General features: G+C 63.8%; 23 protein-coding genes and 1 pseudogene. 16 read left to right on the top strand and 8 right to left on the bottom strand.

The annotated features are described in order from the left end of the window. Position 1 precedes the first annotated feature (1 nt). Positions 2-910, bottom strand: a complete 909-nt coding sequence (locus QCE58_RS15500; RefSeq protein WP_008345931.1) for a LysR family transcriptional regulator — start codon at positions 908-910, stop codon at positions 2-4. A gap of 114 nt (positions 911-1,024) precedes the next feature. Between QCE58_RS15500 and metE the strand changes: the two genes are divergently transcribed. From metE to QCE58_RS15485, 3 genes are all read left to right on the top strand, one after another. Then, on the top strand, positions 1,025-3,316 hold the full coding sequence (metE, locus tag QCE58_RS15495; protein WP_250522364.1) for a 5-methyltetrahydropteroyltriglutamate--homocysteine S-methyltransferase: 2,292 nt from the start codon (positions 1,025-1,027) through the stop codon (positions 3,314-3,316). Positions 3,317-3,447: 131 nt separating this feature from the next. Beyond that, positions 3,448-4,032, top strand: coding sequence for a glutathione binding-like protein (locus tag QCE58_RS15490; RefSeq protein WP_250522365.1), 585 nt, complete (start codon positions 3,448-3,450; stop codon positions 4,030-4,032). A gap of 81 nt (positions 4,033-4,113) precedes the next feature. Beyond that, on the top strand, positions 4,114-4,449 hold the full coding sequence (locus QCE58_RS15485; RefSeq protein ID WP_051078958.1) for a hypothetical protein: 336 nt from the start codon (positions 4,114-4,116) through the stop codon (positions 4,447-4,449). 4 nt (positions 4,450-4,453) lie between these two features. On the opposite strand, the gene QCE58_RS15480 is transcribed toward QCE58_RS15485, so the two are convergent. Continuing rightward, positions 4,454-4,831 (bottom strand): DUF3022 domain-containing protein, encoded by a 378-nt coding sequence (locus tag QCE58_RS15480; RefSeq protein WP_250522366.1) that lies wholly within the window; start codon positions 4,829-4,831, stop codon positions 4,454-4,456. A 139-nt stretch (positions 4,832-4,970) separates the two neighbouring features. Between QCE58_RS15480 and QCE58_RS15475 the strand changes: the two genes are divergently transcribed. Then, entirely contained in the window at positions 4,971-5,150 is a 180-nt protein-coding gene (locus QCE58_RS15475; protein WP_033536881.1) for a hypothetical protein, read from the top strand. Positions 5,151-5,189: 39 nt separating this feature from the next. Continuing rightward, complete coding sequence (locus QCE58_RS15470; protein WP_250522367.1) at positions 5,190-5,411, top strand: hypothetical protein; 222 nt, start codon at positions 5,190-5,192, stop codon at positions 5,409-5,411. A gap of 217 nt (positions 5,412-5,628) precedes the next feature. Here QCE58_RS15470 and QCE58_RS15465 read toward each other — a convergent pair whose 3' ends face one another. Beyond that, positions 5,629-6,900, bottom strand: coding sequence for an MFS transporter (locus QCE58_RS15465; RefSeq protein ID WP_250522368.1), 1,272 nt, complete (start codon positions 6,898-6,900; stop codon positions 5,629-5,631). A gap of 347 nt (positions 6,901-7,247) precedes the next feature. On the opposite strand from QCE58_RS15465, the gene QCE58_RS15460 reads away from it, so the two are divergent. Both QCE58_RS15460 and QCE58_RS15455 read left to right on the top strand, forming a co-directional pair. Further along, positions 7,248-9,242: a protein-L-isoaspartate(D-aspartate) O-methyltransferase gene (locus QCE58_RS15460; RefSeq protein ID WP_250522369.1), complete on the top strand. Its 1,995-nt coding sequence runs from the start codon at positions 7,248-7,250 to the stop codon at positions 9,240-9,242. 144 nt (positions 9,243-9,386) lie between these two features. Then, a complete protein-coding gene (locus tag QCE58_RS15455) occupies positions 9,387-9,809 on the top strand; it encodes an RcnB family protein (RefSeq protein ID WP_008345939.1) in 423 nt (140 codons plus the stop codon). A 480-nt stretch (positions 9,810-10,289) separates the two neighbouring features. On the opposite strand, the gene QCE58_RS15450 is transcribed toward QCE58_RS15455, so the two are convergent. Then, the gene (locus tag QCE58_RS15450) at positions 10,290-10,994 is read right to left on the bottom strand and encodes an MgtC/SapB family protein (protein ID WP_008345940.1); all 705 of its coding nucleotides are present in this window, start codon (positions 10,992-10,994) and stop codon (positions 10,290-10,292) included. A 178-nt stretch (positions 10,995-11,172) separates the two neighbouring features. On the opposite strand from QCE58_RS15450, the gene QCE58_RS15445 reads away from it, so the two are divergent. The 3 genes and pseudogenes from QCE58_RS15445 to QCE58_RS15435 all read left to right on the top strand — a co-directional run bounded on the left by QCE58_RS15445 (position 11,173) and on the right by QCE58_RS15435 (position 14,102). Then, the gene (locus tag QCE58_RS15445) at positions 11,173-12,969 is read left to right on the top strand and encodes a thiamine pyrophosphate-requiring protein (protein ID WP_250441572.1); all 1,797 of its coding nucleotides are present in this window, start codon (positions 11,173-11,175) and stop codon (positions 12,967-12,969) included. A gap of 9 nt (positions 12,970-12,978) precedes the next feature. After that, positions 12,979-13,113 (top strand): annotated as a pseudogene (locus QCE58_RS15440) (GMC oxidoreductase); the annotation flags it as partial. After that, the gene (locus QCE58_RS15435) at positions 13,110-14,102 is read left to right on the top strand and encodes an SDR family oxidoreductase (protein WP_250441573.1); all 993 of its coding nucleotides are present in this window, start codon (positions 13,110-13,112) and stop codon (positions 14,100-14,102) included. The pseudogene QCE58_RS15440 and the gene QCE58_RS15435, both read left to right, overlap by 4 nt. Before the next feature lie 21 nt (positions 14,103-14,123). Here QCE58_RS15435 and QCE58_RS15430 read toward each other — a convergent pair whose 3' ends face one another. Genes QCE58_RS15430 through QCE58_RS15420 form a run of 3 tightly spaced genes read right to left on the bottom strand, consistent with a single transcriptional unit; the run spans position 14,124 to position 17,613 of the window. Further along, positions 14,124-15,515 carry a hypothetical protein gene (locus QCE58_RS15430; protein ID WP_250441575.1) on the bottom strand — a complete coding sequence of 464 codons (1,392 nt, stop codon included), beginning with the start codon at positions 15,513-15,515 and terminating at the stop codon, positions 14,124-14,126. Further along, positions 15,512-16,438, bottom strand: coding sequence for an alpha/beta fold hydrolase (locus tag QCE58_RS15425; RefSeq protein WP_250441576.1), 927 nt, complete (start codon positions 16,436-16,438; stop codon positions 15,512-15,514). The genes QCE58_RS15430 and QCE58_RS15425 overlap by 4 nt, the downstream gene beginning before the upstream one ends. Beyond that, positions 16,405-17,613 carry a zinc-dependent alcohol dehydrogenase gene (locus tag QCE58_RS15420; RefSeq protein WP_034470047.1) on the bottom strand — a complete coding sequence of 403 codons (1,209 nt, stop codon included), beginning with the start codon at positions 17,611-17,613 and terminating at the stop codon, positions 16,405-16,407. The genes QCE58_RS15425 and QCE58_RS15420 overlap by 34 nt, the downstream gene beginning before the upstream one ends. Positions 17,614-17,768: 155 nt before the next feature. On the opposite strand from QCE58_RS15420, the gene QCE58_RS15415 reads away from it, so the two are divergent. After that, the gene (locus QCE58_RS15415) at positions 17,769-18,353 is read left to right on the top strand and encodes a ParB/Srx family N-terminal domain-containing protein (RefSeq protein WP_250441577.1); all 585 of its coding nucleotides are present in this window, start codon (positions 17,769-17,771) and stop codon (positions 18,351-18,353) included. Between the two features lie 3 nt (positions 18,354-18,356). Here the strand turns inward: QCE58_RS15415 and QCE58_RS15410 are convergent, their stop codons facing one another. Beyond that, complete coding sequence (locus tag QCE58_RS15410; RefSeq protein ID WP_250441578.1) at positions 18,357-19,610, bottom strand: hypothetical protein; 1,254 nt, start codon at positions 19,608-19,610, stop codon at positions 18,357-18,359. A gap of 608 nt (positions 19,611-20,218) precedes the next feature. Between QCE58_RS15410 and coxB the strand changes: the two genes are divergently transcribed. From coxB to QCE58_RS15385, 5 genes are all read left to right on the top strand, one after another. After that, positions 20,219-21,196, top strand: a complete 978-nt coding sequence (coxB, locus tag QCE58_RS15405; RefSeq protein ID WP_250441579.1) for a cytochrome c oxidase subunit II — start codon at positions 20,219-20,221, stop codon at positions 21,194-21,196. Further along, positions 21,193-23,787, top strand: coding sequence for a cytochrome c oxidase subunit I (gene ctaD / locus QCE58_RS15400; protein ID WP_250522370.1), 2,595 nt, complete (start codon positions 21,193-21,195; stop codon positions 23,785-23,787). The genes coxB and ctaD overlap by 4 nt, the downstream gene beginning before the upstream one ends. A gap of 1 nt (position 23,788) precedes the next feature. Beyond that, entirely contained in the window at positions 23,789-24,226 is a 438-nt protein-coding gene (locus tag QCE58_RS15395; protein WP_008345953.1) for a hypothetical protein, read from the top strand. After that, positions 24,211-25,533, top strand: a complete 1,323-nt coding sequence (locus QCE58_RS15390) for a c-type cytochrome (RefSeq protein WP_409014132.1) — start codon at positions 24,211-24,213, stop codon at positions 25,531-25,533. The genes QCE58_RS15395 and QCE58_RS15390 overlap by 16 nt, the downstream gene beginning before the upstream one ends. Before the next feature lie 104 nt (positions 25,534-25,637). After that, positions 25,638-25,862 (top strand): hypothetical protein, encoded by a 225-nt coding sequence (locus QCE58_RS15385; RefSeq protein ID WP_250441582.1) that lies wholly within the window; start codon positions 25,638-25,640, stop codon positions 25,860-25,862. Positions 25,863-26,020 lie beyond the last annotated feature (158 nt).

Below are 26,020 nucleotides of genomic sequence, written 5' to 3'. Positions count from 1 at the left end.
GTCAACGCGACACGCGCGCCTTCGCCCAGTCGGCCTTCTTCGCAAGCGCGATGAACGCCGCGAGATATTCGACGCTGACATCGGCTTCGCGCGCGCCGAGATAAATCTTCTTCGCAATGCCCTTCCTCCCTAGCTTGAGCACGGCGAGCGGCATGCGGTCCGCGTATTCTTCCGCGAGCCAGCGTGGCAGCGCCGCGACGCCACGCGCACTCGCGACCATCTGCATCATGATGTCGGTCGTCTCGATCGTCTTGTGCCTTCTCGGCACGACATTCGCGGGCGTGAGGAACTGGGTGTAGATATCGAGGCGATCGGTTTCGACCGGATACGTGATCAGCACTTCCTGCGCGACCTGCTCCGGCGTGACATGAGCGGCATCGGCGAGCGTGTGCGCTTCGGGAACGACGAGCACCTGCTCGTAATCGAAGACGGGCGTGAAGCGCAAGCCCGGTTTCTTCAGCGGATCGGGTGTCACGAGCACGTCGATGTCGTAACCGAACAGCGCGCCGATGCCGCCGAACTGAAAGCGCTGCTTCACGTCTACATCGACATCGGGCCAGCGCGCGAGATACGGCGACACGACCTTGAGCAGCCACTGATAGCACGGATGACACTCCATGCCGATGCGCAAGGTGCCGCGCTCGCCTTCGGCATATTGCCTCATGCGCGCTTCGGCGAGTTCGAACTGCGGCAGCATGCGATTGGCGAGGCCAAGCAGATACTGGCCCGCCTGCGTGAGCCGCATGCTGCGCCCTTCGCGCGTCCACACCGCCGTGCCCAACTGCTGCTCCAGCTTTTTCACCGTATGGCTCAGCGCGGATTGCGTGAGGTTGAGCACGTCGGCGGCGGCGGTCAGCGAGCCTTGGCGCTCGACTTCTCGCACGACCATCAGATGCGCGCGTTCGAGCATAGGCGTCTCCATGAACAAAGTTAATCGATGCATGAAATTAAACCATTTTTATTCATGCATCGGAAATTCTATCATCGTCGCCATTCACTCTCTTTCCGACGAGAACACGCAACGATGGCCACGACACACAACCTCGGTTTCCCGCGCATCGGCGCAAACCGCGAGCTGAAGTTCGCGCTCGAAAAGTACTGGAAAAAAGAGTCATCGCGCGACGAGTTGAAGGCGGTCGGCGCTCACTTGCGCGAGCGCCACTGGAAGCATCAGTCGCGTCTCGATCTCGTGGCGGCCGGCGATTTCGCGTTCTACGATCAGGTGCTCGACATGAGCTTCACGCTCGGCAATCTGCCCGAACGCGTGCGCGGCTTTCACGGCGATGCGCTCGACAACGCCTTCCGCGTCGCTCGCGGAGGCTCTTCCGAAAGCGCTGAGGAACATGCAGCGTGCTGCGAGGGCGTGGCTGCGGGTGAGATGACGAAATGGTTCGATACCAACTATCACTACATCGTCCCCGAGTTCGATGCGGCGACGCAGTTCACGCTCGATACGTCGCGTCTCGTCGAGCAGCTCGGCGAAGCGCGCGCGCTCGGCGTGAACGCGAAGCCCGTCATCATCGGGCCGGTGACGTATCTCTGGCTCGGCAAGGCGAAGGACGACTCCGACAAGCTCGCGCTTCTCCCGCGCCTGTTGCCCGTCTATGCGGCGCTGCTCGATCACTTCGCGGCGCTCGGTATCGAATGGGTGCAGATCGATGAACCCGCGCTCGTCACCGAACTCGATACGCAATGGCGCGACGCTTTCGTCACCGCTTACGATGCGCTCTCACAACGACGCGTGCGCCTTCTGCTTGCGACCTACTTCGGCCAGTTGCAGGAGAATCTCGATCTCGCGTGCAAGCTGCCGATCGACGGCCTGCATATCGATGCGATCAACGCGCGCGATGACGTCGGCGCCGCCGCAAAGCTGTTGCCGGATTCGTCGGTGCTATCGGTCGGCGCGATCAATGGCCGCAACATCTGGAAAACCGATCTGAACGCCACGCTCGACTGGCTCGAACCGCTGCATGCATCGCTCGGCGACAGGCTGTGGATCGCGCCATCGTGCTCGCTGTTGCATACGCCCGTCGATCTTGCGAGCGAAATGAAGCTCGATGCCGAAATCAGATCGTGGCTCGCATTCGCGCTACAAAAGCTCGATGAACTCGATGTGCTCGCACGCGCCTTGAACGACGGTCGCGCCAGCGTCGCCGATGCGCTCGCGTGCAACGCGGCCGCGATCGCGAGCCGCCGCGCATCATCGCGCGTGCATAACCCGGCGGTGAAAGAAGCGCTCACAAAGATCGACGCGACGCTCGGCCAGCGCGCGAGCGCATACGAAACGCGCGCGCAGAAGCAGGCCGCGATGCTCGCGCTGCCCGCCTATCCGACGACGACCATCGGCTCGTTTCCGCAAACGAACGAAATCCGTCATGCGCGTCGTCAGTTCAGGAGCGGACAGCTCGATGCAACCACCTATCGCGCCGCGATGGAACGCGAAATCACGCGCGCCGTGAAGGAACAGGAGGCGCTCGGGCTCGACGTGCTCGTGCACGGCGAAGCCGAGCGCAACGACATGGTCGAGTACTTCGGCGAGCGGCTCGACGGCTATGCGTTCAGCGAGTTCGGCTGGGTGCAGTCGTATGGATCGCGCTGCGTGAAGCCGCCGATTCTGTTCGGCGATATCAGCCGTCCGAAGCCGATGACCGTCGAATGGACCCGCTATGCGCAAGCGCAAACCCGGAAGCCGATGAAAGGCATGCTGACCGGTCCCGTCACGATCCTGAACTGGTCGTTCGTGCGCGACGATCAACCGCGTTCCGAATCGTGCCGGCAACTCGCGCTCGCGATCCGCGCTGAAGTGCTCGATCTGGAGGAGGCCGGCGTTCGCGTGATCCAGATCGATGAGGCCGCGTTGCGCGAAGGCCTGCCGCTGCGCCGCGCGCAATGGGATGGCTATCTGCGCTGGGCGGTGGAAGCGTTTCGCATCGCCGCGAACGGCGTGCGCGACGAAACGCAGATACACACGCACATGTGCTATTCGGAGTTCAACGACATCATCGCATCGATCGCCGATATGGATGCCGATGTCATCACCATCGAAACGTCGCGCTCCGACATGGAACTGCTCGAAGCCTTCGACCATTTCAAGTATCCGAATCAGATCGGGCCGGGCGTGTACGACATCCACTCGCCGAATATCCCGAGCGAAGCGCAAATCGTCGCGTTGATGACGAAGGCAGCGGAGCGGATTCCGCGCGAGCGTCTGTGGGTGAATCCCGACTGCGGACTCAAGACGCGTCAATGGGGCGAAGTGATTCCCGCGCTGCGCAACATGGTCGCGGCCGCGCATACGCTGCGTGCATCGGCGTAAATCGCTTCATACGGTCAGCATGTTGCGGCCTGCGAGCTTCGTACGGTATAGCGCGACGTCCGCATGGCGGCATTGCGGCATGGCCCTTGCTCGCCGAATACACATATCCTCGTCCAAAGGAGACGCGCATCATGAAGCTCTATTACGCGCCCGGCGCATGCAGTCTCGCCGATCACATCGCGATGCACGAAGCCGGCCTGACCTTCGACCGCGTGAAGGTCGATCTGAAGACCAAGGTGACGGAAGACGGCACGCCCTTCTGCGAAATCAACCCGAAGAGTTATGTGCCCGTCGTCGAGTTCGACGATGGCAAGCGTCTCACCGAAAACGTCGCGATTCTTTCGTGGGTCGCGCAAAAAGCGCCATCGCTCGCGCCTTCCGGCGACGACGGCCATCTGCGTCTGCTGGAAATGCTTGCGTTCATTTCGACCGAGATCCACAAGCAGTTCGGACGCGTGTTCCGGCCGACATCCGATGCGGAAGCGTCGGCGGCGCGCGAGAAAATCGGCCAGCGCTTTGCGTATGTCGCGAAGACGATGCGCGGCTATTATCTCTTCGGCAACGATGTAAGCGTCGCGGATGCCTATCTCTTCACGATGCTGACGTGGGCGCAGAAAATGGGCGTCGATATGCCCGCCGAGCTCCAGGCGTTCTACAAGCGCATGCGCGAGCGCCCCGCAGTGAAACTTGCGTTCGAGCACGAAGGGCTTGAATGAGGGAAACGCGTTGCTGGCCGCAAAGCCCGGAACGCGCCTTGCGCCATGCTTCGTACCAACATCGACTTACGGAGGCAGGTCATGCAAGCGAACAGAACCATCGCGATTTCGGCTTTACTGATGGCGCTCTCGGGCGGCGCATTCGCCGCAGCCGATCAGACGCAGCCGGGCGCAAGCCACGGACCGTCGAGCGCGAAGAACGCGCAGGATGCGGCTGGCATCACGCCGAACTCCGGCCACAGCAGCGGGCCGTCGACCGGGCCGTCCGGCGTGGGCGGCTCATCGAATGGAACGAGCGGCGCGGGTGCGGGCACACGCCAAGGATCGGGCGGCATGCAGCCGCGTCTGAACGGCAGCGGCGGCACGAACGGCCAGACGAGCCCGTCGACGACCGGCGGCGGCGCGCAAGGCTGGTAATGCGTCAGGGCGTGTCGGGTGTGTCGAACCAGTCGTCGGCGGCGCGAAGTTCGAACGAGCATTCGTTCGCGTTCGCCTGACCCGAGCGCGACTGGTCGAACGCACTCCGCACGTGCGCGATCACGCGATCCTGCACGATGAGGCGCTGCGCGGTATCCATCGCGCCATATCGCTCGAACTGACGCGCCGCGATGCGCAACACGACGCTGCAACGCGCATCGAGCGTCGTGTCGCGGCCCGTCTCGATGGCCCACGATACGTTGATGACGATGTCGTCGCCTTCGTCCACCACGCCTACGAACGGCGTCTTCCGTGCATCGAACGCACGCGACAACGCCACCTGCAATTCCTCCACGCGCTGATCCTGATCGGTGTATTTCATTCCTCGCTCTCCCGAATGCCTGTTCGATAATCGCCCAGCAAGCCGCGCTCCTGTCTGTAACGCGAACGGGTCCGTTGCTTGCTGCGCCCGATACTAAGGCGCGCGCCGCGTGCCGCATCACGATTCCGGGAGGCCCATCATGACGCCAGACAAGCCCGTGCCGCATGCCACCGCCGACGATATGGACGAACCCGTAGGCGAAGACACGAAGCAGCGTCAACTCGACGAACGCGAAAAGCGCACGCACGACGCATCGGAAAACGAATTGCCGTCGACGCAGGAAAAGAATCCCGTTCCGCCGGATTCCAACGCAACGTAGCCGATGCATCGCGCAGGTCATTCAACGAGGGATCAAATCATGTCTACCGAGACTTACGTTCGCAACGGACATCGCGTCGAGATCACGATCGATCACGATCCAACGGGTCAATGCACCTGGTCCTACACGATCGATGCGGACGGCTTCACCGAAATGCGCGATCGGCCGTTGGAAAGCGCGGACGCCGCGAGGGAAGCGGCCGCGACGCACGCGAACGCCAAGGCCGACGCACTACCCCCCGGCGACGAGGCCGGGGCCTAAGCGCTCCGGCGGTCTTTGATTCGGCGGATCGCCGATGGGATGCGGCGCGCCATCGGGCGGCACGGGATCGTCATCCGGTACGGAAGGATCGGGATCGACGTCGGGCGGCGGGATTTGCATGCGTTGGTCGGCGTCTGCGGAAAAGCGCGGTGAGTTCATCCTCATCTCCGGTTTGTCGGTCAGATGAACTTCCGCATTCCCCATGCCGCGGCCCTTGTCATGGCAACAACGTCGATGAATCCAGATCGGCGAGCTTGCCGAGTTCTTCGCGCCGCGTATCGCATGCATCGCGCACGCGCTGCCCAAAGCCGATCCAGATCGCGAACGCGACGACAGACATACTTCCAAGCGTGATGAACGCCGCCGGATAGCCATAGTGATGCGCGATCCAGCCGCCGAGCATCGGGCTCAGGCACGCGCCCGCCGCCTGGACGCCAAGCACCGCGCCCTGCCCCAGATTCACTCGTCCGCTTCCGTGCAGCAGATGCACGACGAGCGCGGGCACCGCGACGGTCTGCAAGCCCGCGCCGATGCCATCGAGCACCTGCACCGGCACGATGCCCCATGAAGGCGCGATCCACGCGGCCGTCATCGCGCGCAGCGGAAGCGTCGCGAGCGTGACGAGGATGATCCACCAGAAGCCCCATCGGCGAATCAGGCGGCTCGCATAGGCCGCCGCGACGAGCATCACGATCTGCGAGATCACGATATTGGCGGCCGTCACATGGCTGGGATCGGCAGTATGCGCCGACGCGACTGCGAGACTGTAGAGCGGCAGCATCGCGGAATTGCCGAGGTTGAACGCCGCGAGCGCGGCCGCCAGCACGAGCAGCGAGCGGTTGCGCAGCAGAACCTGTATGGCATCGGCGCGCGTGTCGGAGGGATCGTCGTTGTCGTCCTTTGCAATGCCGCGCGCGAAATGCCGATGCACCGAGCGCGGCGGAATCCACAGCGCCGCGAAGATGCAGCCCGCACCGAACGCCGCGCTCAACCCGAAGATGTACGGCATGCCGAGCCACGCGCCGAGCCAGCCCGAAAGCGCCGCGGCCGCAATATTGCCCGCGTGATTCGCCACCTGATTGCGTCCGAACTGGCGATCGAAATTCTGCCGTCCGACGATGCCGAGCGTGAGGCCCGCGAGCGCGGGGCCCATCGTCGCGCCCGCGATCGCCGTGGCCACTTGCGACAGCGTGACGGGCCAGAAGCCCTGCCACATCCAGATGATGATCGCCGCGACGATGGACAGCGCGCTCGCGACCGCGACGATGGCGCGCCGGTGCGGCGTGGCATCGACGAGCGCGCCGGCGGGCGTCGTCACGAGCATGCCGACGATGCCGCCGATGGTCAGCACCGTGCCGATGCGGTCCGGCGTCCAGCCGTGCGCTTGCAGATAGATACCAAGAAACGGGCCGACGCCCGCCTGGACGTCCGCCGCGAAGAAGCTCACGGCGATGAGCGGACGGGTTGGCTTCACATTGTGTATTGGCATGTTTTGGATTCAGAGCACGACCTGCACGCTAGGTTCGACGACACATTCGCTTCGAAGTCCGTAGTATTCCGCGCTCGATGCCGAATGGATCTTAGCGCGCAGCATGAGGCCCGTTAACGCTTGCTTCGGCGCTGGCGTCGATCGACGATCGCTGCCGTCATCGCGCGCGGGGCGCAAGGCGCGATGCTCGCGTGCATCGTTCGATGTGAGTGTCATCCGAGGTATGCGTCTCCTTTATGCCGTGCCGAACGCACAGCAAATCGCATTCCGCGTGCTCGCGAGCAGTGGCGAACTGGGACTGTCGCTTGCTGCCTCTTCAACGTTCTGACCTTTTTCGGGAAATGTTCATGAACAACTTTGAAGAAGCGCGGGAACGCATGGTCGAACGTCAGTTGAAGGGGCGCGGCATCAGGAACGCGCGCGTGCTCGAATGCATGAGCGCCATCGCCCGCGATGCCTTCGTTCCCCCAGCCCTTGCCGAATTCGCCTACGAGGACAGCCCGTTGCCGATCGCCGCGGGTCAGACGATCTCGCAACCGTACATCGTCGCGCTGATGCTCGAAGCCGCCGACCTGCAACCTGGCGATCATGTCCTCGACATCGGCACCGGCTCGGGTTATGCGGCGGCGATCGCGGCGTGTATCGCGGCGCGCGTCGATACCATCGAACGGCATCGCGAACTCGCCGACGATGCCGCCGCCTTGCTCAAGGCGCTCGGGCTCACGAACGTCAGCGTGCATCATGCGGACGGCACGCTCGGCATGCCGCAGCACGCGCCCTTCGACGCGATCATCGCGGCGGCGGGCGGTCCATCCGTGCCCGACGCATGGCGCGCGCAACTCAAGATAGGCGGACGGCTCGTGATGCCCGTCGGCGACGCGCGCGAATCCCAGCGTCTGATGAAATACACGCGCACGGACGACGATGTGTGGCGCGACGAAGACCTCGGCGGCGTGATGTTCGTGCCGTTGATCGGCGCGCAAGGCTGGAGCGACGAACCCGACATTCGCACGGACAAACCCACGCTCGAGGAGCCCGTTGCGCGCACGTTGCCCGATCTGATCCGCGCATCGGCGGTGCGTCTGCCCGCGCTCGATGCGCCCGACTTCGCACATGCGTTCGATCGTTTCGCGGACAAGCGCGTCGTGTTGCTCGGCGAAGCGAGCCACGGCACCGCCGAGTTCTATGTAGCGCGCGCCGCCATCACGCGGCGTCTCATCGAACGGCACGGCTTCAGTTTCGTCGCGGTGGAAGCGGACTGGCCCGATGCCGCGATCATCGACGAGCACGTTCGCGGCCGTCCGCGCGCGCGACCCGAAGCACGACCGTTCACGCGTTTCCCTACGTGGATGTGGCGCAATACCGAGTTCGCCGCGTTCGTCGCGTGGCTGCGGCAGCACAACGCCGCGTTGCCCGACGAGCGCCGCGCCGCGTTCTATGGACTCGACCTGTATAGCCTTTCCGAATCCATCGCCGCCGTGCTCGCGTATCTCGACGCACAGGACCCGGGCGCGGCGCGCATTGCCCGCGTGCGCTATGGATGCCTCACGCCCTGGCAGAAAAACCCCGCTGTCTATGGACGCGCCGCGTGGCAGGCGGGCTTCGGCACATGCGAGGAAGCCGTCGTCGCGCAATTGCGCGATCTGCTGGACAGACGGCTCGCCACGTCCGCGAGCGATCACGGACTGCTCGACGCGACGCATAACGCGCGGCTCGTCGCATCGGCGGAGCAGTACTATCGCGCGATGTACGGGGCATCGGCGGAAAGCTGGAATCTGCGCGACACGCACATGTTCGACACGCTCCACAGCCTGCTCGATGCATGGGGACCGGACGCGCGCGCGGTCGTATGGGCGCACAACTCGCATCTCGGTGATGCATCCGCGACCGAGATGGGCCGCATGCGCGACGAGTTGAACGTCGGTCAGCTATGCCGCGAGCGCTTCGGCGACGACGCCGCGCTCATCGGCTTCGGCACGCACGCGGGCACGGTCGCGGCGGCATCGGACTGGGAGGAGCCGATGCAGATCATGCAGGTGCGGCCATCGCGCGCCGATAGTTACGAGCATCAGTTTCATCTTGCGGGCGTGAGCCCGTGCCTCGTCGATCTTCGTGCGGGCGTGAACGATGCACTGCGCGACGCATTGGGCGAGGAGCGGCTCGAACGCTTCATCGGCGTGGTCTATCGGCCCGATACCGAGTTGTACAGCCATTACGCGCAAGCCGAGCTGTCGGCGCAATTCGATGCGTTCGTGTGGTTCGATACGACGCGCGCGGTCAGCGCGATCGAGCCTTCACAAGTCACGCACGAGACGCCAGAAACCTTTCCGTTCGGCGTCTGACGCGCGTTTGCGCGTAATGGAGCGCGTAATGGAGCGCGTAATGGAACGTAAGCGTTGCTTACACATGCTCACGTCATTTTCGTTGCCCATTGCGTACAGTCCGGGCATCCAGAACATCCCTTTGCCACTTCGAGAGGAACGAACATGAAGAAGAGTCGAATCGTCGCCGCACTGGTTTGCGCGAGCATCGGACTGACGACGGGCGCCGTTTTCGCACAGCCCGCACCCGGCGGTCCGGACGGCTATCACGATGCGCATCGCGCACCGGGCGGTCCGGGCGGTCCCACTGCCAAGGGCGGTCCCGGCGCGCCGGGTCATGGTCCGGAGATGAATGGCCGCGACGCGCCCCGCCCGCCGCAGCATGCCAACGATGAGCCGCGTCGCGACTGGCGCAAGGGCGAGCGTCTTGATAACGATTACCGAAGCCGTCAGTACGTCGTCGACGACTGGCGCGGACAAGGCCTGCGTCAGCCGCCGCGCGGTTATCAGTGGGTCGGCGTCGGTGCGGACTATCTGCTGGTTGCGGTCGCGTCGGGCGTCATCGCGCAGGTCGTGTTGTCGCATTGATCTGCGTTGAATGCGCATAAAGAAAAGCCCGCCTGTCGAGGCGGGCAAGATGCGCTTAAACGAGAGGGGGTCGAAGCGCACATCCAACGCGGTACGTTACGAATCGATTCGTGCGACTACAGCTTCCTGCGAATCGTGCCGGGCGAATCGGCGCTTTCCGTGGTCCTTGCCGGCGGGTCCGGCACAGCGACCGTCTGATCGAAAACGAAGCCCATTGCGATGTGCTCGGTGTTCGTGGATCCACATGCGGGGCACGTATCGTCTTCGAGAGCATCGTCTGAATATATGAGCTTGTTGCATGCTGCACAGCGTATAAGCATCTGTACTCCCGAAGTTCCAAGAAGATCGTCTCTCATTTATATGTCAAAACGAACGCACAGCCAATTGTTCTTTATGGGTGCCTTATGGGTCGCCTGTCGGGTCCCCTCTTGGGTCGCCTCGAGCACGCTTTAACCACCACGTTAATTCGCTGTACACCGTTCAGCGGATGATGCTCCACTCGGACTCGATCGCGCCCGCAGCCATCGCGCACTCGCTGAACGGCGGCACCGGCTGCGCATCGGGCGCGCCGTGCCAGCGCACTTCGAAGCGCTCTTCCATCCGTTCCGGTCCCTTTGCCGCGCCCGCAATCGAGGCGAGCCTGCAACCCGCCGCCTGCATCGATTCAGCCAGCGTGTCCCGCGAAAAGACGCCTCTTTCATAAGTTATCCGGAGCTCCGCATGATTCTCGCGCGGTATGCGTCTTTCGACCTCCTTCAGAAACCAGAGCACGACGATCCCGAGCCCGAGTCCCGCCGCGCCGAGTCCGAGCTGACCGCCGCCGAAGCACAGTCCGACCACGGTCACGAACCATAACGTCGCCGCTGTCGTCACGCCTTTGACGAGGCCATCCTTGCGAAGAATCGCACCCGCGCCGATGAAGCCCACGCCCGACAGTATCCCGAGCGGCAGGCGCATCAGATCGATCTGCACGAACGAACCGGGCGTCTTGCCCGCCTGAGCAAGCAATGCGTTGACTTGCAGCATCGCGAGACACGCCGCGAGGCATACGAGCAGCGTGGTTCTCAATCCGGCGACTTTGCCCGATTCGCCGCGATTCAATCCGATGAGAATGCCGGCAAGCACCGCCAGCGATATTCGAATGCAGACATCCGGCCATTCGAGGGTGAGAGGCATGAGCGCCATCGTATGTGTCCTGAAGCAATCGTCCGCGTAAAGCGCTCTAGCAATCATCACGCCCGCATGGGTTCATCGCACCTTGCAGCGATTGAAAGACAGCGGCATGGCCATTGCGCGCAAGCCAAACAAGGCGTGCATGCAATGCGGCGCATTCTTTCGATCGTGTTTTCCGGAGACTTCAATCATGGCTATTACCGTCGGCGATTTTCTGGTCGATCGCCTGCATGCATGGGGCGTGCGCCGCATTTACGGTTATCCCGGCGACGGCATCAACGGCGTATTCGGCGCGCTCAGTCGCGCCAAGGGCAAGATCGAATTCATTCAGGCGCGTCATGAAGAGATGGCTGCGTTCATGGCATCGGCACATGCGAAGTTCACCGGCGAGTTGGGCGTATGCATCGCGACATCGGGTCCGGGCGCGGCGCATCTCGTCACCGGTCTCTACGACGCGCGCCTCGATCACATGCCCGTTCTCGCCATTGCGGGCCAGCAGGCACGCGCCGCATTGGGCGGACACTATCAGCAGGAAGTCGATCTGCCCGCGATGTTCAAGGACGTCGCCGGCGCCTTCGTTCAACAGGCGAGCGTGCCCTCGCAGATTCGTCATCTCGTCGATCGCGCGGTGCGTATTGCGCTATCGGAGCGCAAGGTGACGGCGCTCGTGCTGCCCAACGATCTGCAGGATCTGGAATACGAGCCGCCGGGCCGCAAGCACGGCACACTGCATTCGGGCGTGGGCTATCGCGCACCGAAGACGGTGCCTTATGCCGACGATCTGCAACGCGCCGCCGATGTGCTCAACGCCGGCAAGAAGGTCGCGATTCTCGTTGGCGCGGGCGCGCTGGAAGCCACGGACGAAGTCATCGCTGTCGCGGACAAACTCGGCGCGGGCGTCGCGAAGGCGCTGCTTGGCAAGGCCGCATTGCCGGACGATCTGCCCTTCGTCACCGGATCGATCGGCCTGCTCGGCACCGAGCCGAGCTACAAGCTGATGACCGAATGCGACACGCTCTTGATGATCGGCTCGGGCTTTCCCTACGCCGAGTTCCTGCCGAAGGAAGGCGAGGCGCGCGGCGTGCAGATCGACCTCAAGGCGGACATGCTTTCGATCCGCTATCCGATGGAAGTGAATCTCGTCGGCGACAGTGCCGAGACCTTGCGCGCGTTGCTGCCGCTTCTGGAACAGAAGACGGATGGCGCGTGGCGCAAGGACATCGAAGGCTGGATGGACGACTGGTGGAAGAAACTCGAAAAGCGCGCGATAGAGCCTGCGAAAGCCGGCGTGAATCCGCAGCGCACGATCTGGGAGCTGTCGCCGCGCGTGCCCGCGAACGCCATCGTCACGAGCGATTCCGGTTCGGTCGCGAACTGGTACGCGCGCGATCTCAAGGTCAAGCGCGGCATGAAGTGCTCGCTCTCGGGCGGTCTCGCCTCGATGGGCGCGGCCGTGCCCTACGCGATCGCGGCGAAATTCGCGTATCCGGAGCGTCCGGTGATCGCGCTCGTCGGCGATGGCGCGATGCAGATGAACAACATGGCCGAGCTCATCACGGTCGCGAAGTACTGGAAGCAATGGTCGGATCCGCGCTGGATCTGCATGGTGCTCAACAACGAAGACTTGAATCAGGTGACGTGGGAACAGCGCGTGATGGAAGGCGATCCGAAGTTCGAGGCATCGCAGGACATTCCTTCGGTGCCTTATCACAAGTTCGCGGAATTGATCGGGCTGAAGGGCTTTTATGTCGACGATGCCGAGCGCATGGCCGCCGTGTGGGACGAAGCGCTCGCGGCGGATCGTCCCGTCGTGATCGAAGTGAAGGCCGATCCGAACGTGCCGCCGCTGCCGCCGCACATCACGATCGCGCAGGCGAAGGCTTTCGCGACCACGCTCATGAAGGGCGATCCGAACCAGAGCCATGTGATCGTCGATACGGCGAAGCAAGTGCTGGGCGCAGTGCTGCCGGGCCACAAGGACAAGTGATCGTCCATGCATCTGAGGATTCACGACGGCTCGGCATATCCGACCGTCGGCGGCGTGAATCCTTCTCTCACCATTCAGGCGATCGCGCGTTGCACGGCGGACAAAATCGAAGCGCTTGCCGCACGCGGGGAGTCATCGCGATGAGAAAGCCTCGGGTCGTGGTCATCACCGGAGCGAGCGCGGGCGTGGGCCGCGCGACGGCGCTCGAATTCGCCCGACGCGGCGTGGACGTCGCGATGATCGCGCGCGATCCGCAAGCGCTCGAAGACGCCGCCGCCGACGTGCGCGCGCTCGGCGTGCGTGCGCTGAGCATCGCGCTCGACGTGAGCGAAAGCGGCGCGCTCGACAGTGCCGCCGCGCGCGTCGAAGCCGAGCTCGGCCCCATCGACGTATGGGTCAACAACGCGATGCTGACCTCGTTCGCGCGCTTCGCCGATATGCCCGAACGCGATTTCAGGCGCATCACGGACGTCACGTATCTCGGCTTCGTGTGGGGCACGAGGGCCGCGTTGAAACGCATGACGCCGCGCAATCGCGGCGTCATCGTGCAGGTCGGTTCGGCGCTCGCGTATCGATCGATTCCGCTGCAATCGGCCTATTGCGGCGCGAAGCACGCGATACGCGGGTTCACCGATTCGCTGCGTTGCGAGTTGCATCATGCCAAGAGCCGCATCCATCTGACGATGGTGCAGATGCCCGCGCTCAACACGCCGCAATTCGACTGGGCCAGGAGCGCGATGCCGCACGCGCCGCGTCCCGTCGCGCCGATCTACGAACCCGAAGTCGCAGCGCGCGCGATATGGTGGGCGGCCACGCATCGGCGGCGCGAGCTGTGGGTCGGCATGTCGTCGGTCAAGGCGATAGTTGCGAATGCAATCATCCCCGGTTTGCTCGATGTCTATCTCGGACGCACGGGCTTTCGCGCGCAGCAGGACCCCGCTCTCTCCAGCGGCGAACGTCCGGGCAATCTCTCGCAACCGGTCACTGAACTGCATCGGGTGCATGGGCGCTTCACGGACGAGGCGAAGCGCGCGAGCGCGTCGTTTTGGGTGGAGACGCATCGCGGCCTGCTGCTTTGCGCGGGGCTCGGGCTGGGCGCCATCATCGCGCGCTTGATGCGTCGGCGCGCGTAACGACGATGACCGGCATTCGCTTCATGCGTTGTGATCGTGCGCGGTGATGCCATGACGCGCGCCATGCTTGCGCAGCGCGTCCTCGAAGAACGCGGGCGGCATCGGCTCCGGCAAGCCGTATTGCGGCTTCAGTTCGGCAAGCGCACGATCGAAGCGCACGAAGGTCGCGAAGTCGCGCGGATAACGCCGTGCATCGACACCGAGAAAGCGCCCTTCGCGTTTCGCCTTGGCGGTCAACGCGCCCCATTCGTCGATGCTCGTCACGCCGACGCCTTCGGTGCCATGCGAGAACAGCATCATGTCGATCTCGTCGAAGGACTCGCGTTCGAGAAAGCGGCGCAGCGTCTCTGCCGAAGGGTCGGTGCAGAAGACGAGCCAGAATGGGATCGCGCGCAATCGCAGCGTCGTGTACGGGTCCATCAGAAGAAATGAATCGACGACGAGCCGCTTCGACTCGATCCCCATCTCGCGATACCACGCGCGATACAACTCGGCCGTCGCGAAGCTGAACGCTTCCGGCTCTTCGAAGCGCCATTCGACGACGCGCCAGTTCTTCTGCTTCGCCAGCGCGACGATGGATTCGGTGAGCGCCACGTCATAGCCCCATTCGGCTTCGGGCGCGCGCAGGGTCGGCACGGGCGCGTCCCATCGCGTGCGCTTCACGCCATAACGCGCGAGATAGCGCGCGACACGCGGCCCGCCTTCGAAGTACTCGCGCTCGGTCGCGCCGCCCAGCGCGCCGAACTGATAGAACGATCGGTCGCCGGTGCGCGTAACGGGCCAGTCGCGCGTGCATCGGACGATATGAAGCGTCGCGTCCGGCGCGAGACTGCGCAGCAGAAACTCGCGATACGCCAGCGGCAGCGCGCGCAGCTTCAACCGGAAGTAGCTCATCGCGGAGAGCATCAGCCGGTCCTGATTCGGATCCTGCATATGATGAATCGCGATACGCGGATCGGCGCGAAGCAACGCATCGACGGCGGCGAGGCCGTCATCGAAGCCGCTTTGCGCATCGTCGGGATCGCTGAAGGGCGCGCGCACCGGGCACAGAAACGTCTGCGGCAGCCAGGGCACGCCGAGCGCCGCCGCAACGTGCATGAGCGCGCCATTCGACGAACCGATGAACGCGGCATCGTAGGTGCGCTGCGGGTAAAGCCCCGCGATCCATTCGCCGATGCCTTCCACATCGAGACGCCGCGCCTGCCGCGCCGTGATGCCCTCCGACATGCCGCCCACGGTGTACACCCATTCGCGGGCGCGCTTCGGCAGCAGGTTGATCGGCGGCATCAGGCTATCGAGCAGCGGCGACTGGCTCGGGCTGCTGAAGCGTTCGCCATGCAGACACGCGGCGAGCGCCTGCACCATGCCCGCGGCCGAATCGAAGCGGGCAATGCCGCGCGGTGGCTTCGTCATCTCGATGCGCCGCCCTGAAGAAGAAACGTGCGGATCGCGAGCGCGAAGCTATGCGGATAGACATAGTTGAGCGTGTGCGTGCCGCCGTCTATCGCCAGCAACGCGCCGTTCGGCACGCGCGCCGCGACTTCGCTCGCCCACGCGAGCGGCGCGACGGGATCGCGCGATCCGGCGACGACGAGCGTCGGCGCAACGATGCGCGACAGCTTGCGCTCGATGCGATCGCGCATGAGTTCGCGCATCGTCGCGAGCGCGCGCACCACGCCCGCTTTCGCATAGTCGATGCGCCCGATCGGCGCCGACGATCTCGCCTGTTCGAGCCGTCCATTGCGCCAGTCGCGACAAACTTGCGTGAAGAGCGAGCGCGCATCGCGATCGACGGTCGGTCCTTGCAGCACGAGCCGGTCGACCGACTCGGGATAGCGCGCGGCGAAATCCGCGAGAATCTGGCAGCCGAAGGAATTGCCGATGAACATCGCCCGCTCGATGCCGCGCGCGCCGAGCCAGAGGCGCAACGCATCGGCGAGTTCGGGCACCGACAGCGCGCCGCCGCGCAGTTTGCTTTCGCCGAAGCCGGGCAGATCGGGCGCGTACACGTCGAAGTCGCTGCGCAACGCGAGCGCGAGCGGCTCCATGTAGCGGCTCGATATCACGAGACCATGCACGAGCACCACGGGCAGGCGCTTCGCGTGGCCACCTTCGCATGCCGCGTGACGCGAGAACATGCGATACGGTCCGGCCTGCGTGTAGCGCGCCGTGATGCCCTTGCGGGCGCTTTCATCGGAAAGGGCGGGCGTGCGCTTGAGGCGCTTCCATTCGATCGCCGCCCAGGCCACGAACGCGCACGCGCCGACGCCCGCGACGATGCGCCATGAAGGCCGCGCGGCCGTCACGCGGCGGGATCGAGCGCGACCTTGATCCATCCCGGTTGCCTTTGATCGAATGCCTTGTATGCGTCGATGACGTTCATCATCGGCTCGCGTGTCGACAGCACGCGCAGCGGATCGAACGATCCGTTCCTCACGCGCTCGACGAGTCCGGGCGTCACCGCGCGATGATTGCAGTTGCCCATCTTGATGGTGAGATTCTTGTTCATCGCCACACCGAGCGGAAAGAAGCGGTCGTTCGGCGGATACACGCCGATCACGCCGAGCGTGCCCGCCTTCGCCAATGCAGCCACGCCCCAGTCGAGCGCCTGCGTGGGCGCATCGCCGGGAATCCAGTTGCCGTCGTGTTCGTTGCGCTGCGCCGTGACGGTCCTGCTTTCCGCTTCGCCCTGCTTGACGGCATCCTGCGATGCAGCCGGCCCGCCCTGCGCGTGCACTGCATCGACGCCCACGGCATCGATCACACGATCCACGCCGATGCCGCCCGTCAACGCGAGAATCGTTGCGACGGGATCCTCCTCGTCGAAGTTCACCGCTTCCGCGCCTTGCGCGCGCGCCATCGCGAGACGATCCGTCAGGCGATCCACGACGATCACGCGTCCCGCGCCGAGCATGAACGCACTCGCGACGGCGAACTGGCCGACCGGTCCCGCGCCGAAGACCGCGACGGTATCGCCGTCACGCACCTCGGCAAGTTGCGCCCCGAAAAAGCCCGTCGGAAAGATATCGGACAGCAGGATCGCGCGTTCGTCGTCGATATTCTCCGGCAATTTGATGAGGCTCGCATGGGCTAGCGGCGTGCGCGCGTATTCGGCCTGCAATCCGTCGATCGGCCCTGTCGACTTCGGTCCGCCAAAGAACGCCGTGCCCGCGGCCGCGCCATTGGGATTCGCCGAGTCGCACTGCGCCGTGTAGCCCGTGCGGCAATACGAACAGCAGCCACACGAAATCGTCGATGGAATCAGCACGCGGTCTCCCGGCTTCAGGTTGCGCACGCCGCGACCGACCTGCTCGATCACGCCGACGCCCTCGTGGCCGAGTATCGTGCCCGGCACCATCCCTGGCAGCGTGCCGCGCACCATGTGCAGATCGGTGCCGCAGATCGCGCTCGCGGTCAGGCGCACGATCGCGTCCTGATCGTGACGAATCGAAGGGTCGGGCACGTTATCGAGCGATATATCGCCTATTCCATGAAACACAACCGCTTTCATTGCACACTCCTTGAATGGCCGGGTCCGTGTGCGATTTCAGCAATGGATGCGCCCGCGCACCGCATTAGGGACTTTCGTTTCAGCGAGAAGCAACAGCGGGTCCAGACCGGGTACGGCGCTTGCCCGCATGTTCGACACACATCGAGGAATGCGCCATGAATACGCTGCGCATCGGCGATCTGCATCCGACGCAGGCGACGCACGGAGAACGGCAGGTCCGCCGCAAAGCCGAGGAATATCGCGCGCTGAGCGCACATGAACTGGCAATGTCGATAGCCGCGAAGCCGATTGCCGTCGTGCTCGGGCCGGGCGGCGAGCCGTATGTCATCGACCATCATCATGTGGCTTGCGCGCTGGCCCGCATCGGCGTGCAGGACGTGCCGTTCGTGCTGGTGCGGGACTTGTCGTCGTTATCGCGCGCGGCGTTCTGGCTGACGATGGAGAACGAGGCGTGGGTGCATCCCTACGACGCCGATGGCCGCCGCATCGCTTTCAAGGACATGCCGGTGCATATGCGGGACGCCATCGACGACGATTTCCGCAGCCTTGCGGCCTTCGTGCGCAGCGCGGGCGGCTACGAAAAAACCGACGTGCCGCTTGCCGATTTTCGCTGGGCGGACTTCTTTCGCGCGCACTTCCCGCGACCGCGCGACGATGCGCAATTCGACGCGCTGCTCGAACGCGCCGCCGGTCTGGCGCGCAGCGACGCGGCTCTCGGCCTTCCCGGTTTCATCGGATGATCTTCAACGCGGATTCGCCGCGATGAAATTCTTGAGCGCGGTATAGACGGGTTTCTTCGTCACGCCGTCGTTGAGCATGATGCCGTAAGGGCCCTGACCGGTGGGCGGATCGTCGTAGAGCTCGTAGACCTGTATCGACTGAATGTTGTATTGCGGCGCGATTGAGAGAAGCCTGCCCATCATGTCGTTGGCCATGTAAGTGGCCGCCTGATCGACGGTGCCGGGAAAGTCCGGACGCATGCCCACTTCGTTGATCCAGATCGGCTTGCCGAACGACAGCAGCGTGCCGACTACGTTGTAGCAGCGGATTCCGCATGCGTGCGTGATATCGCCCTGCTCCGAGTACCAGTGCCACGCGGTGATGTCCCACGTCACGATGGGATGTCCGCTCGTGCCGTCGGGTTGCGTGCCGTTGGCGAGCATCGTATCGAGGCCGAGGTGCATCCACGTATTGCCGCCGATGATGATCTTGCCGACAGCATCCACCGACTTGATGCCCGCGATCAATCCGCGAATCACGCCGCGCGCGATCCGATAACAATCGTTGTGGTAATCGGCCGGATTCACGCCGTCGACCGCACCGACGAGACATGTCGGTGCAAGTTCGTTGGTGACTTCGTAATAGGCATATTGCTGCACGCTGACGATTTGCTGAGCGAGCGTGAAGCTCGCCTGATAAGCCGAATTCTCATCGGCGAAGTTGAGGTCTTGCAGGATCACCGGATAAACCATCACGCCGGATTGCGCCATGATCTTCGCGAACTTCGCGAGATTTTTCGCGCCGGCTACGTTGGAAATGTCGTTGCGGTACATCGTCATGTTGAGGTCTTTCAGTTGCGCGGCTTGTTGCTCCGGCGTCGACGTCTGATATGGACCGACCCAGTTGGCATGACCGTTCATGCCATAAAACACGCTGCCCGCAGGCGCAATCACAGGCTTTGCGGTGCTGCTCGCGCCGCCGGGGCTGCTCGCCGCCGACGGCGCCGATGCAACCGCTGGCGCCGATGCAACCGCAGGCGCCGACGCTCCGCCGTCCGAAGGGCTCGACGCCGCTATGGGACTCGATGCACCCGAAGGACTCGATTGCGCGCCACCGGTCGTGCTCGCGCCGCCAGTTTCACCGCCGCCACCGCCGCCGCATGCGGCCAACAGAAGCGCGATCGCGAAACCCGGCCATATCGAAAGCCGCCCCGCTGAAATAATGCGCCGCGATTTGAAGATATGAGCAACGGATCGAACGAAAGTAATGGCTTTCATGGCGCGTTCGGAATATTCAAAATAGATATCGAGCGGCCGGTTCATTGCCGGAATTGAAACGCCCGCGTCGCGCGGCGAAATGCGAGCGCGAACAGGCTCAGCCGCGTTCGACGAATGACGAACGCGGCCCCGCTTCGATACGAGAGATAAGACGACGCCCCACTGACCGATGCGCGCAAACGCGATGGCGCGAGCGTGGCAATCGCCGGACGCAACAAAGGGCCTTCGCGCTGCGTTTCAATCGAGCGCGCGAAGGAGAATCGGAAACCATCGAAAGACACGAACATGCATGGACATGCATGTCGCAAATACGTTAGTACATCATAACGTCGGTGCGCGCTTATTCAAGCATTGCGAGTGAATCGGCGAAGAATACTTATCGAATCGATAAGATCCATTGGACTGATGAAAACGCTTCGCGAAATAAAGCGCATTACATGCGTTGCGCCGTAAGGCTATCGTTGGGATCGTGGATTGCTCGGGGAACGAAGCCCCGCGCGCCCGTCTGGCGTGCCGGAACCTCACTGCGAGCCAATCTTTCAAGGAGATACATGCGGATGCCTGCTACGCACAAAGCGATCCATTGTGCCAGCCGTAGCACCCGCGCCATGATCGCTTTTCTCGCCGCATTCGTTTGTCACGCGAGCGCGCGCGCCGACGCGCCGCTCAATTACTTCCTTCACGCCGACGGTCCCGCCGCCACGCCGACGATGCGTCTCGGCTGGGCGCTCGCGGCACTGGCCGTCGCCGTCGCGCTGATCGTGAGCGCATTGCTCGTCGGCGCGATCATCCGCAAGCGTCCGCCGCCCACGAAGCGCGATGCATCGCACGTGCAGGGCGAAGGCGGCGGCATGCGCTGGGTCTGGATCGGCACGGGCATCTCGTCGGTCGCGCTTTTCGTCGCGCTCGCCTATGTGCTCGTGACGCTCGAATCGGTCGCGTCGCCGAGAAAGGAGCCCGCGCTGACCATCGCGGTCACGGCCTACGACTGGTGGTGGAAGATCGACTATGCGGGCGTGACCACGGCCAACGAGATTCACATACCGGTCGGCGAGCCTGTGAAAATCGAATTGCGCAGCGCCGATGTCATTCATGCGTTCTGGGTGCCGCGTCTCGCGGGCAAGACTCAGACGATACCGGGTGTCGTCAACGAGCAATGGATTCAGGCGGATCGCGCGGGCGTGTATCGCGGGCAATGCTCGCAGTTTTGCGGCGCGCAACACGCGCATATGGCCTTCGAAGTGATCGCGGAACCGCGTGCTCAATTCGATGCGTGGTACGCGGCGCAAGCGCGCCCGCATGCCGCCGACGCCACCGCGAGCGCCGGGCAGCGACTCTTTCTCGATCGCTGCGCGGGCTGTCACGCCGTGCGCGGCAGCGATGCGAACGGCACGCAAGCGCCCGATCTCACGCATCTGAATTCGCGCAGGCTCATCGCCGCCGGCACGTTGCCGAACACCGAATCGAATCAACTCGACTGGATACGCCATGCACAGCGCATCAAACCGGATTCGCTGATGCCATCGATCGCGCTCACAGCGGCCGAAGCCGCCGCGCTCTCCGCTTATCTTCGGACACTGCAATGACCGAACACGCCACGTCCCCGCCGCCGCTGCAACGCACGCTCGCGATCGGCCGCATCGAACCCGGCAGCGCCGAAGAACGCAAGCTGCGCGAGACATGGGAAACGCCACCGGGATGGCGCGGCTGGCTTTCGACCGTCGATCATAAAAGCATCGGCTTGCGCTATCTCCTCACCGCGTTTGCGTTTCTGATCGCGGGCGGCATCGAGGCGCTCATCATGCGCGTGCAGCTTGCGCGCCCGGACTCGACGCTGCTCACGCCCGAGCAATACAACCAGCTCTTCACGATGCACGGCGTGACGATGATCTTCCTTTACGCGTTGCCCGTGCTCTCCGGCTTCTCCAACTATCTGTGGCCGCTGATACTCGGCGCGCGCGACATGGCGTTTCCGCGCCTGAATGCGCTGTCGTACTGGATCTTTCTTTTCGCCGGACTCTTTCTGTATGCGAGCTTTCCGTTCGGCGAAGCGCCCAACGCCGGCTGGTTCAACTATGCGCCGCTTGCCGGTCTCACTTACAACACCGGTCCCAACATCGATGTCTATGCGCTCGGCATGGTGCTGCTCGGCATCTCGACGACAGTCGGCTCGATGAACTTCGTGGTCACGTTCCTGCGCATGCGCGCGCCGGGCATGTCGCTCGATCGCGTGCCGGTGCTCGTGTGGGGCACGCTCACCGCATCGGGCGGCAACCTGCTTGCAGTGCCATCGGTGAGTCTCGCGTTCTTTCTGTTGTGGCTTGACCGGCGCATCGGCACGCATTTCTTCGACGTCGTCAACGGCGGCCGCGCGCTGCTCTGGCAGCATCTCTTCTGGATCTTCGCGCATCCGTGGGTGTATGCCGTGGTGCTGCCCGCGATGGGCATCGTCTCCGATGCGCTCCCGGTCTTCTGCCGCAGGCCGCTGGTCGGCTATCTGCCGGTCGCGCTGTCGACCGTCGCGACGATGGTCATAGGCTTCGTCGTATGGATCCATCACATGTTCGCGACGGGCATTCCCGCGCTCGCGCTGTCGTTCTTCGGCGCGGCGAGCATGGTGATCGCGATACCGAGCGCGGTCGCGACGTTCGCATGGATCGCGACGATATGGACGGGACGTCCCGTGTTTCGCGTGCCTTTTCTGTATTTCGCGGGCTTCGTGTTTCTCTTCGTGATCGGCGGATTGTCGGGCGTGCTCACCGCAGCGGTGCCTTTCGACTGGCAACTCACGGATACCTATTTCGTCGTCGCGCATCTGCATTACGTGCTACTCGGCATCAACGTGTTTCCCGTTATCGGCGGCATCTACTTCTGGTTCCCGAAATTCACCGGGCGCATGATGAGCGAGAGGATCGGGCGCATCGGCTTCTGGATTCTGTTCACGGGCTTCAATATCGCGTTCTTTCCGATGCATATCGCGGGTTTGCTCGGCATGCCGCGACGCATCTATACCTACGCGCCCGACATGGGCTGGAACACGGTCAACATGATTACGTCGATCGGCGCGTTCCTGTTCGCGTTCGGCGTGCTGATCTTCGTGTGGGACTTCGTGTACAGCCTGCGGCGCGGTCCCGTTGCGGGCGATAACCCCTGGGATGCGCCCACGCTCGAATGGGCGACTTCATCGCCGCCGCCGCCGTATAACTTCGCGATCGCGCCGCGCATCGCGAGCCGTCATCCGCTATGGGAGGAACGCATTTCCGGCAAGATGCGTTCGCGGCTCGACGAAGGGTACATCCTCGACAAGGGACGCGAGGCGCTCGGCACCACCGCGCTCGACGGCGATCCCGACGTGATTCTCAAGATGCCGGAAGACTCGTATGCGCCTTTCTGGCTCGGCGTCGCGTCGCTGGTGTTCTTCTCGGGCCTCGCATTGACCGCATGGTGGCTCGCGGCGCTCGGGTTGATCGGATGCGGCGCGGCCATCGTCGTATGGTTGTGGCCGCGCCGCGAACTCGGCCAGCGCGACGACGCCCGAGCCGCACGAAACCGGAGCGACACCATGAGCGATTTCGCGGAAGCGTTGCCCGAACGCGCGCGTCTGCCCATCGGCAGTCCGGGCGAACGGTCGGGCGGATGGTGGGGATGTCTCACGCTCGTCGCGACCGAAGCGGCGCTCTTCGGCTATCTGATCTTCTCGTATCTGTATCTCGCTTCGCAGACGACACAACACTGGCCGCCCGAAGGCATGCCGAAGCTCGGCCTCGGCATCGCGAACACCTGCATTCTGTTGTCGAGCAGCGTGTTCGTATGGGCAAGCGAGCGCTTCGTGCGGCGCGGAAAACGCGGCATGGGCGTGCTGATGCTCGCTATCGCGCTCGCGCTCGGGGCGATCTTCGTCGGCATACAACTCAAGGAATGGGCCGATCATCCCTACGGCCTGACGACGCATCTCTACGGCTCGCTCTACTTCACGATCACCGGCTTTCACATGATGCATGTGCTCGTCGGCCTCGTCGTGCTCGCGTTCCTGCTGCTATGGACCGCGCTCGGCTACTTCGACCGGGCGCGTTCGGCGGCGCTGACCATCGGCGGCTTGTATTGGCATTTCGTCGATGTCGTATGGCTCTTCATTTTCGCGACGCTGTATCTGTCGCCCTACGTGCTGGCGAAATGAAATGAACGATGCATCGCCCATCGACGAAAAGCGGCATCCCGTGCGTCCGGGCGGCATGGCGCTCGCGATCGGTCTCCTGCTCGCACCCGCCGCGTGGATGACGCAGACGACGCTCGCGCAGACCATCGCCGCGTGGGGCTGCTTCCCGCATGAGCGTCCGGTGAACGCGCCCGCGATGCCTTGGCTCGAGCACGGCATCGTGCTGCTGGCGCTGGTCGCGTTGCTGCTGGGCGTCGCGGGCGGCGTCGTCGCGTGGCGCAACTGGCGGCGTACGGGCGAGCTTGCATCGACGCTGAAAGAGCATGGAACGATCGACAGACATGCGGCCCGCGATGCGTTCATCGCGCGGGCGGGGGCGCTTGCGAGCGCGCTCTTCGTGTTCGCGCTGATCGCGACGGATCTCGCGTGGCTGCTCGTGTCGCCATGTGGAGGACGCTGATCGTGACGACGTTCCGACGCCGCGCGCTCTTCTGCGCTTTCACGCTGATCGCATCGATGCCGCTCGCTCGCGGACAGACGCCCGATCTCGTCACGCGCGGCGCGTATCTCGCGAAGGCCGCCGATTGCGCCGGCTGTCATACCGCGCCGCCCGCGCCCGGCAAACCGCAGCCGCATCCGTTCGCGGGCGGCCTGCCGATGGGCTCGCCCTTCGGCACGATCTGGTCGAGCAACATCACGCCGGACCCGCAACATGGCATCGGGCGTTATAGCTACGAGGACTTCGCGCGCGCGTTGCGTGAAGGCGTCGCGCCGGGCGGCAAGCATCTTTATCCGGCGATGCCTTATCCATCGTTCTCGAAGATCAGCGACGGCGACATGCGCGCGCTCTATGCCTATTTCATGCACGGCGTGGAACCCGTCGCGCAAGCCGCGCCCGAAACGCATCTGCCGTTTCCGTTCAGCCAGCGCTGGGCGCTCGTCTTCTGGAATCTGGCCTTCAGGCCGACGGAACCGTTCACGCCCGATCCGAAGCGCGAAGCGCAATGGAATCGCGGCGCCTATCTCGTGCAATCGCTCGGGCACTGCGGCGCGTGCCATACGCCGCGCGGACCTGCCTATAACGAACGCGGCTATACCGAATCGTCGCGGACGTATCTCACGGGCGGCACCAACGATCACTGGTACGCGCCGAACCTGACCGGCGTATCGGGCGCGGGACTGGGACGCATTGCACCCGACGACATCGCCGCGTTTCTCAAGACGGGGCACGGCGCGGGTCTCGCCACCTTCGGCAGCATGGTGCAGGTGGTCGAAGACAGCACGCAATATCTCGACGATCAGGATCTGCTCGCGATCGCGTCGTATCTGAAGAGCCTGCCGGCGAACGGAAACGGCGGCACCTACGATGCGCGCTCGCGCGCGGCGCAACAGAGCGTGGCCGCATTGCGCACCGGCGACGACGAGCGTCCCGGCGCGGGTCTCTATCAAAGCGCATGCGCGCGCTGTCACAAGAGCGACGGCGCGGGTGAAGCGTTCAAGTATCCGCGGCTTGCGGGCAATCCGGCCGTGCTGTCGGAGAAGCCCGATTCGCTCGTGCGGATGGTGCTGCAGGGCGGCAACGCGCCATCCACGGAACATGGGCCGCAGCCGAAGAAGATGCCCGCGTTCGCCGACAAGCTCACCGATACGGAAATCGCCCGCGTGCTGACCTTCGTCCGCTCGGCATGGGGCAACGATGCTTCGCCTGTCACGACGCGCGACGTGCGCAGCATGCGCGATGCGGTCTCGAAGCGCGCGCAACCTTGAATTGACGAAGCGAAAGTGACCGATTCACTGCGCCGCATCGGCGATTCGCGGCGCGTTGTACCATGGTTGACTGGACAAAATTTCCTACTACGCGAACGTCCGCCATGGCCAACACCAGAGCTTTAGAGGAACTCGCACGTCTTGACCTGCATATCGAGAATTGCGGGCGGCGCATCGTCGAGCAGACGGAACGCCTCGAATCGCTCCGACAGTGCGGATGGAACACCGACGACTCGGAAAGCCTGTTGCGCAATCTCATCACCAGCCTGCGCGCGCTCGATCAGCTTCGCAAGACCGTGGTCAAGGAAGTCGACGAAGCGGACCACTGATCGCCATTACCGCTCTTCGCGCGTCGTAAGGCGCGGATTCCGCACGCCGTGTTTCGATTCCTGGAACGCTCGATGCTGACACGACCGCATGACCGCGCATGCGGTCGTCTTTCTAACCAGCACCGGAGTCGTGAATGAAAACACTCGTCAATGAAAGA

This window comes from Caballeronia sp. LZ028, from assembly GCF_031451415.1.
Classification (GTDB): Bacteria; Pseudomonadota; Gammaproteobacteria; order Burkholderiales; family Burkholderiaceae; genus Caballeronia; species Caballeronia zhejiangensis.
Note: the sequence above shows the minus strand (reverse complement) of the source record. Positions and strands in the feature narration are given on the sequence as shown.

What these genes read in the sequence shown, in the direction of transcription:
- QCE58_RS15460 (WP_250522369.1), top strand. Translation starts at nt 7,248, where the DNA reads ATGAACAACTTTGAAGAAGCGCGGGAACGCATGGTCGAACGTCAGTTG.
- QCE58_RS15395 (WP_008345953.1), top strand. Translation starts at nt 23,789, where the DNA reads ATGAACGATGCATCGCCCATCGACGAAAAGCGGCATCCCGTGCGTCCG.
- QCE58_RS15465 (WP_250522368.1), bottom strand. Translation starts at nt 6,900, where the DNA reads ATGCCAATACACAATGTGAAGCCAACCCGTCCGCTCATCGCCGTGAGC.
- QCE58_RS15430 (WP_250441575.1), bottom strand. Translation starts at nt 15,515, where the DNA reads ATGACGAAGCCACCGCGCGGCATTGCCCGCTTCGATTCGGCCGCGGGC.
- QCE58_RS15410 (WP_250441578.1), bottom strand. Translation starts at nt 19,610, where the DNA reads ATGAAAGCCATTACTTTCGTTCGATCCGTTGCTCATATCTTCAAATCG.
- QCE58_RS15485 (WP_051078958.1), top strand. Translation starts at nt 4,114, where the DNA reads ATGCAAGCGAACAGAACCATCGCGATTTCGGCTTTACTGATGGCGCTC.
- QCE58_RS15415 (WP_250441577.1), top strand. Translation starts at nt 17,769, where the DNA reads ATGAATACGCTGCGCATCGGCGATCTGCATCCGACGCAGGCGACGCAC.
- QCE58_RS15475 (WP_033536881.1), top strand. Translation starts at nt 4,971, where the DNA reads ATGACGCCAGACAAGCCCGTGCCGCATGCCACCGCCGACGATATGGAC.
- QCE58_RS15480 (WP_250522366.1), bottom strand. Translation starts at nt 4,831, where the DNA reads ATGAAATACACCGATCAGGATCAGCGCGTGGAGGAATTGCAGGTGGCG.
- QCE58_RS15445 (WP_250441572.1), top strand. Translation starts at nt 11,173, where the DNA reads ATGGCTATTACCGTCGGCGATTTTCTGGTCGATCGCCTGCATGCATGG.
- QCE58_RS15455 (WP_008345939.1), top strand. Translation starts at nt 9,387, where the DNA reads ATGAAGAAGAGTCGAATCGTCGCCGCACTGGTTTGCGCGAGCATCGGA.
- QCE58_RS15470 (WP_250522367.1), top strand. Translation starts at nt 5,190, where the DNA reads ATGTCTACCGAGACTTACGTTCGCAACGGACATCGCGTCGAGATCACG.
- QCE58_RS15385 (WP_250441582.1), top strand. Translation starts at nt 25,638, where the DNA reads ATGGCCAACACCAGAGCTTTAGAGGAACTCGCACGTCTTGACCTGCAT.
- QCE58_RS15435 (WP_250441573.1), top strand. Translation starts at nt 13,110, where the DNA reads ATGAGAAAGCCTCGGGTCGTGGTCATCACCGGAGCGAGCGCGGGCGTG.
- QCE58_RS15425 (WP_250441576.1), bottom strand. Translation starts at nt 16,438, where the DNA reads ATGGATCAAGGTCGCGCTCGATCCCGCCGCGTGACGGCCGCGCGGCCT.
- QCE58_RS15450 (WP_008345940.1), bottom strand. Translation starts at nt 10,994, where the DNA reads ATGGCGCTCATGCCTCTCACCCTCGAATGGCCGGATGTCTGCATTCGA.
- QCE58_RS15490 (WP_250522365.1), top strand. Translation starts at nt 3,448, where the DNA reads ATGAAGCTCTATTACGCGCCCGGCGCATGCAGTCTCGCCGATCACATC.
- metE (WP_250522364.1), top strand. Translation starts at nt 1,025, where the DNA reads ATGGCCACGACACACAACCTCGGTTTCCCGCGCATCGGCGCAAACCGC.
- coxB (WP_250441579.1), top strand. Translation starts at nt 20,219, where the DNA reads ATGATCGCTTTTCTCGCCGCATTCGTTTGTCACGCGAGCGCGCGCGCC.
- QCE58_RS15500 (WP_008345931.1), bottom strand. Translation starts at nt 910, where the DNA reads ATGCTCGAACGCGCGCATCTGATGGTCGTGCGAGAAGTCGAGCGCCAA.
- ctaD (WP_250522370.1), top strand. Translation starts at nt 21,193, where the DNA reads ATGACCGAACACGCCACGTCCCCGCCGCCGCTGCAACGCACGCTCGCG.
- QCE58_RS15420 (WP_034470047.1), bottom strand. Translation starts at nt 17,613, where the DNA reads ATGAAAGCGGTTGTGTTTCATGGAATAGGCGATATATCGCTCGATAAC.
- QCE58_RS15390 (WP_409014132.1), top strand. Translation starts at nt 24,211, where the DNA reads ATGTGGAGGACGCTGATCGTGACGACGTTCCGACGCCGCGCGCTCTTC.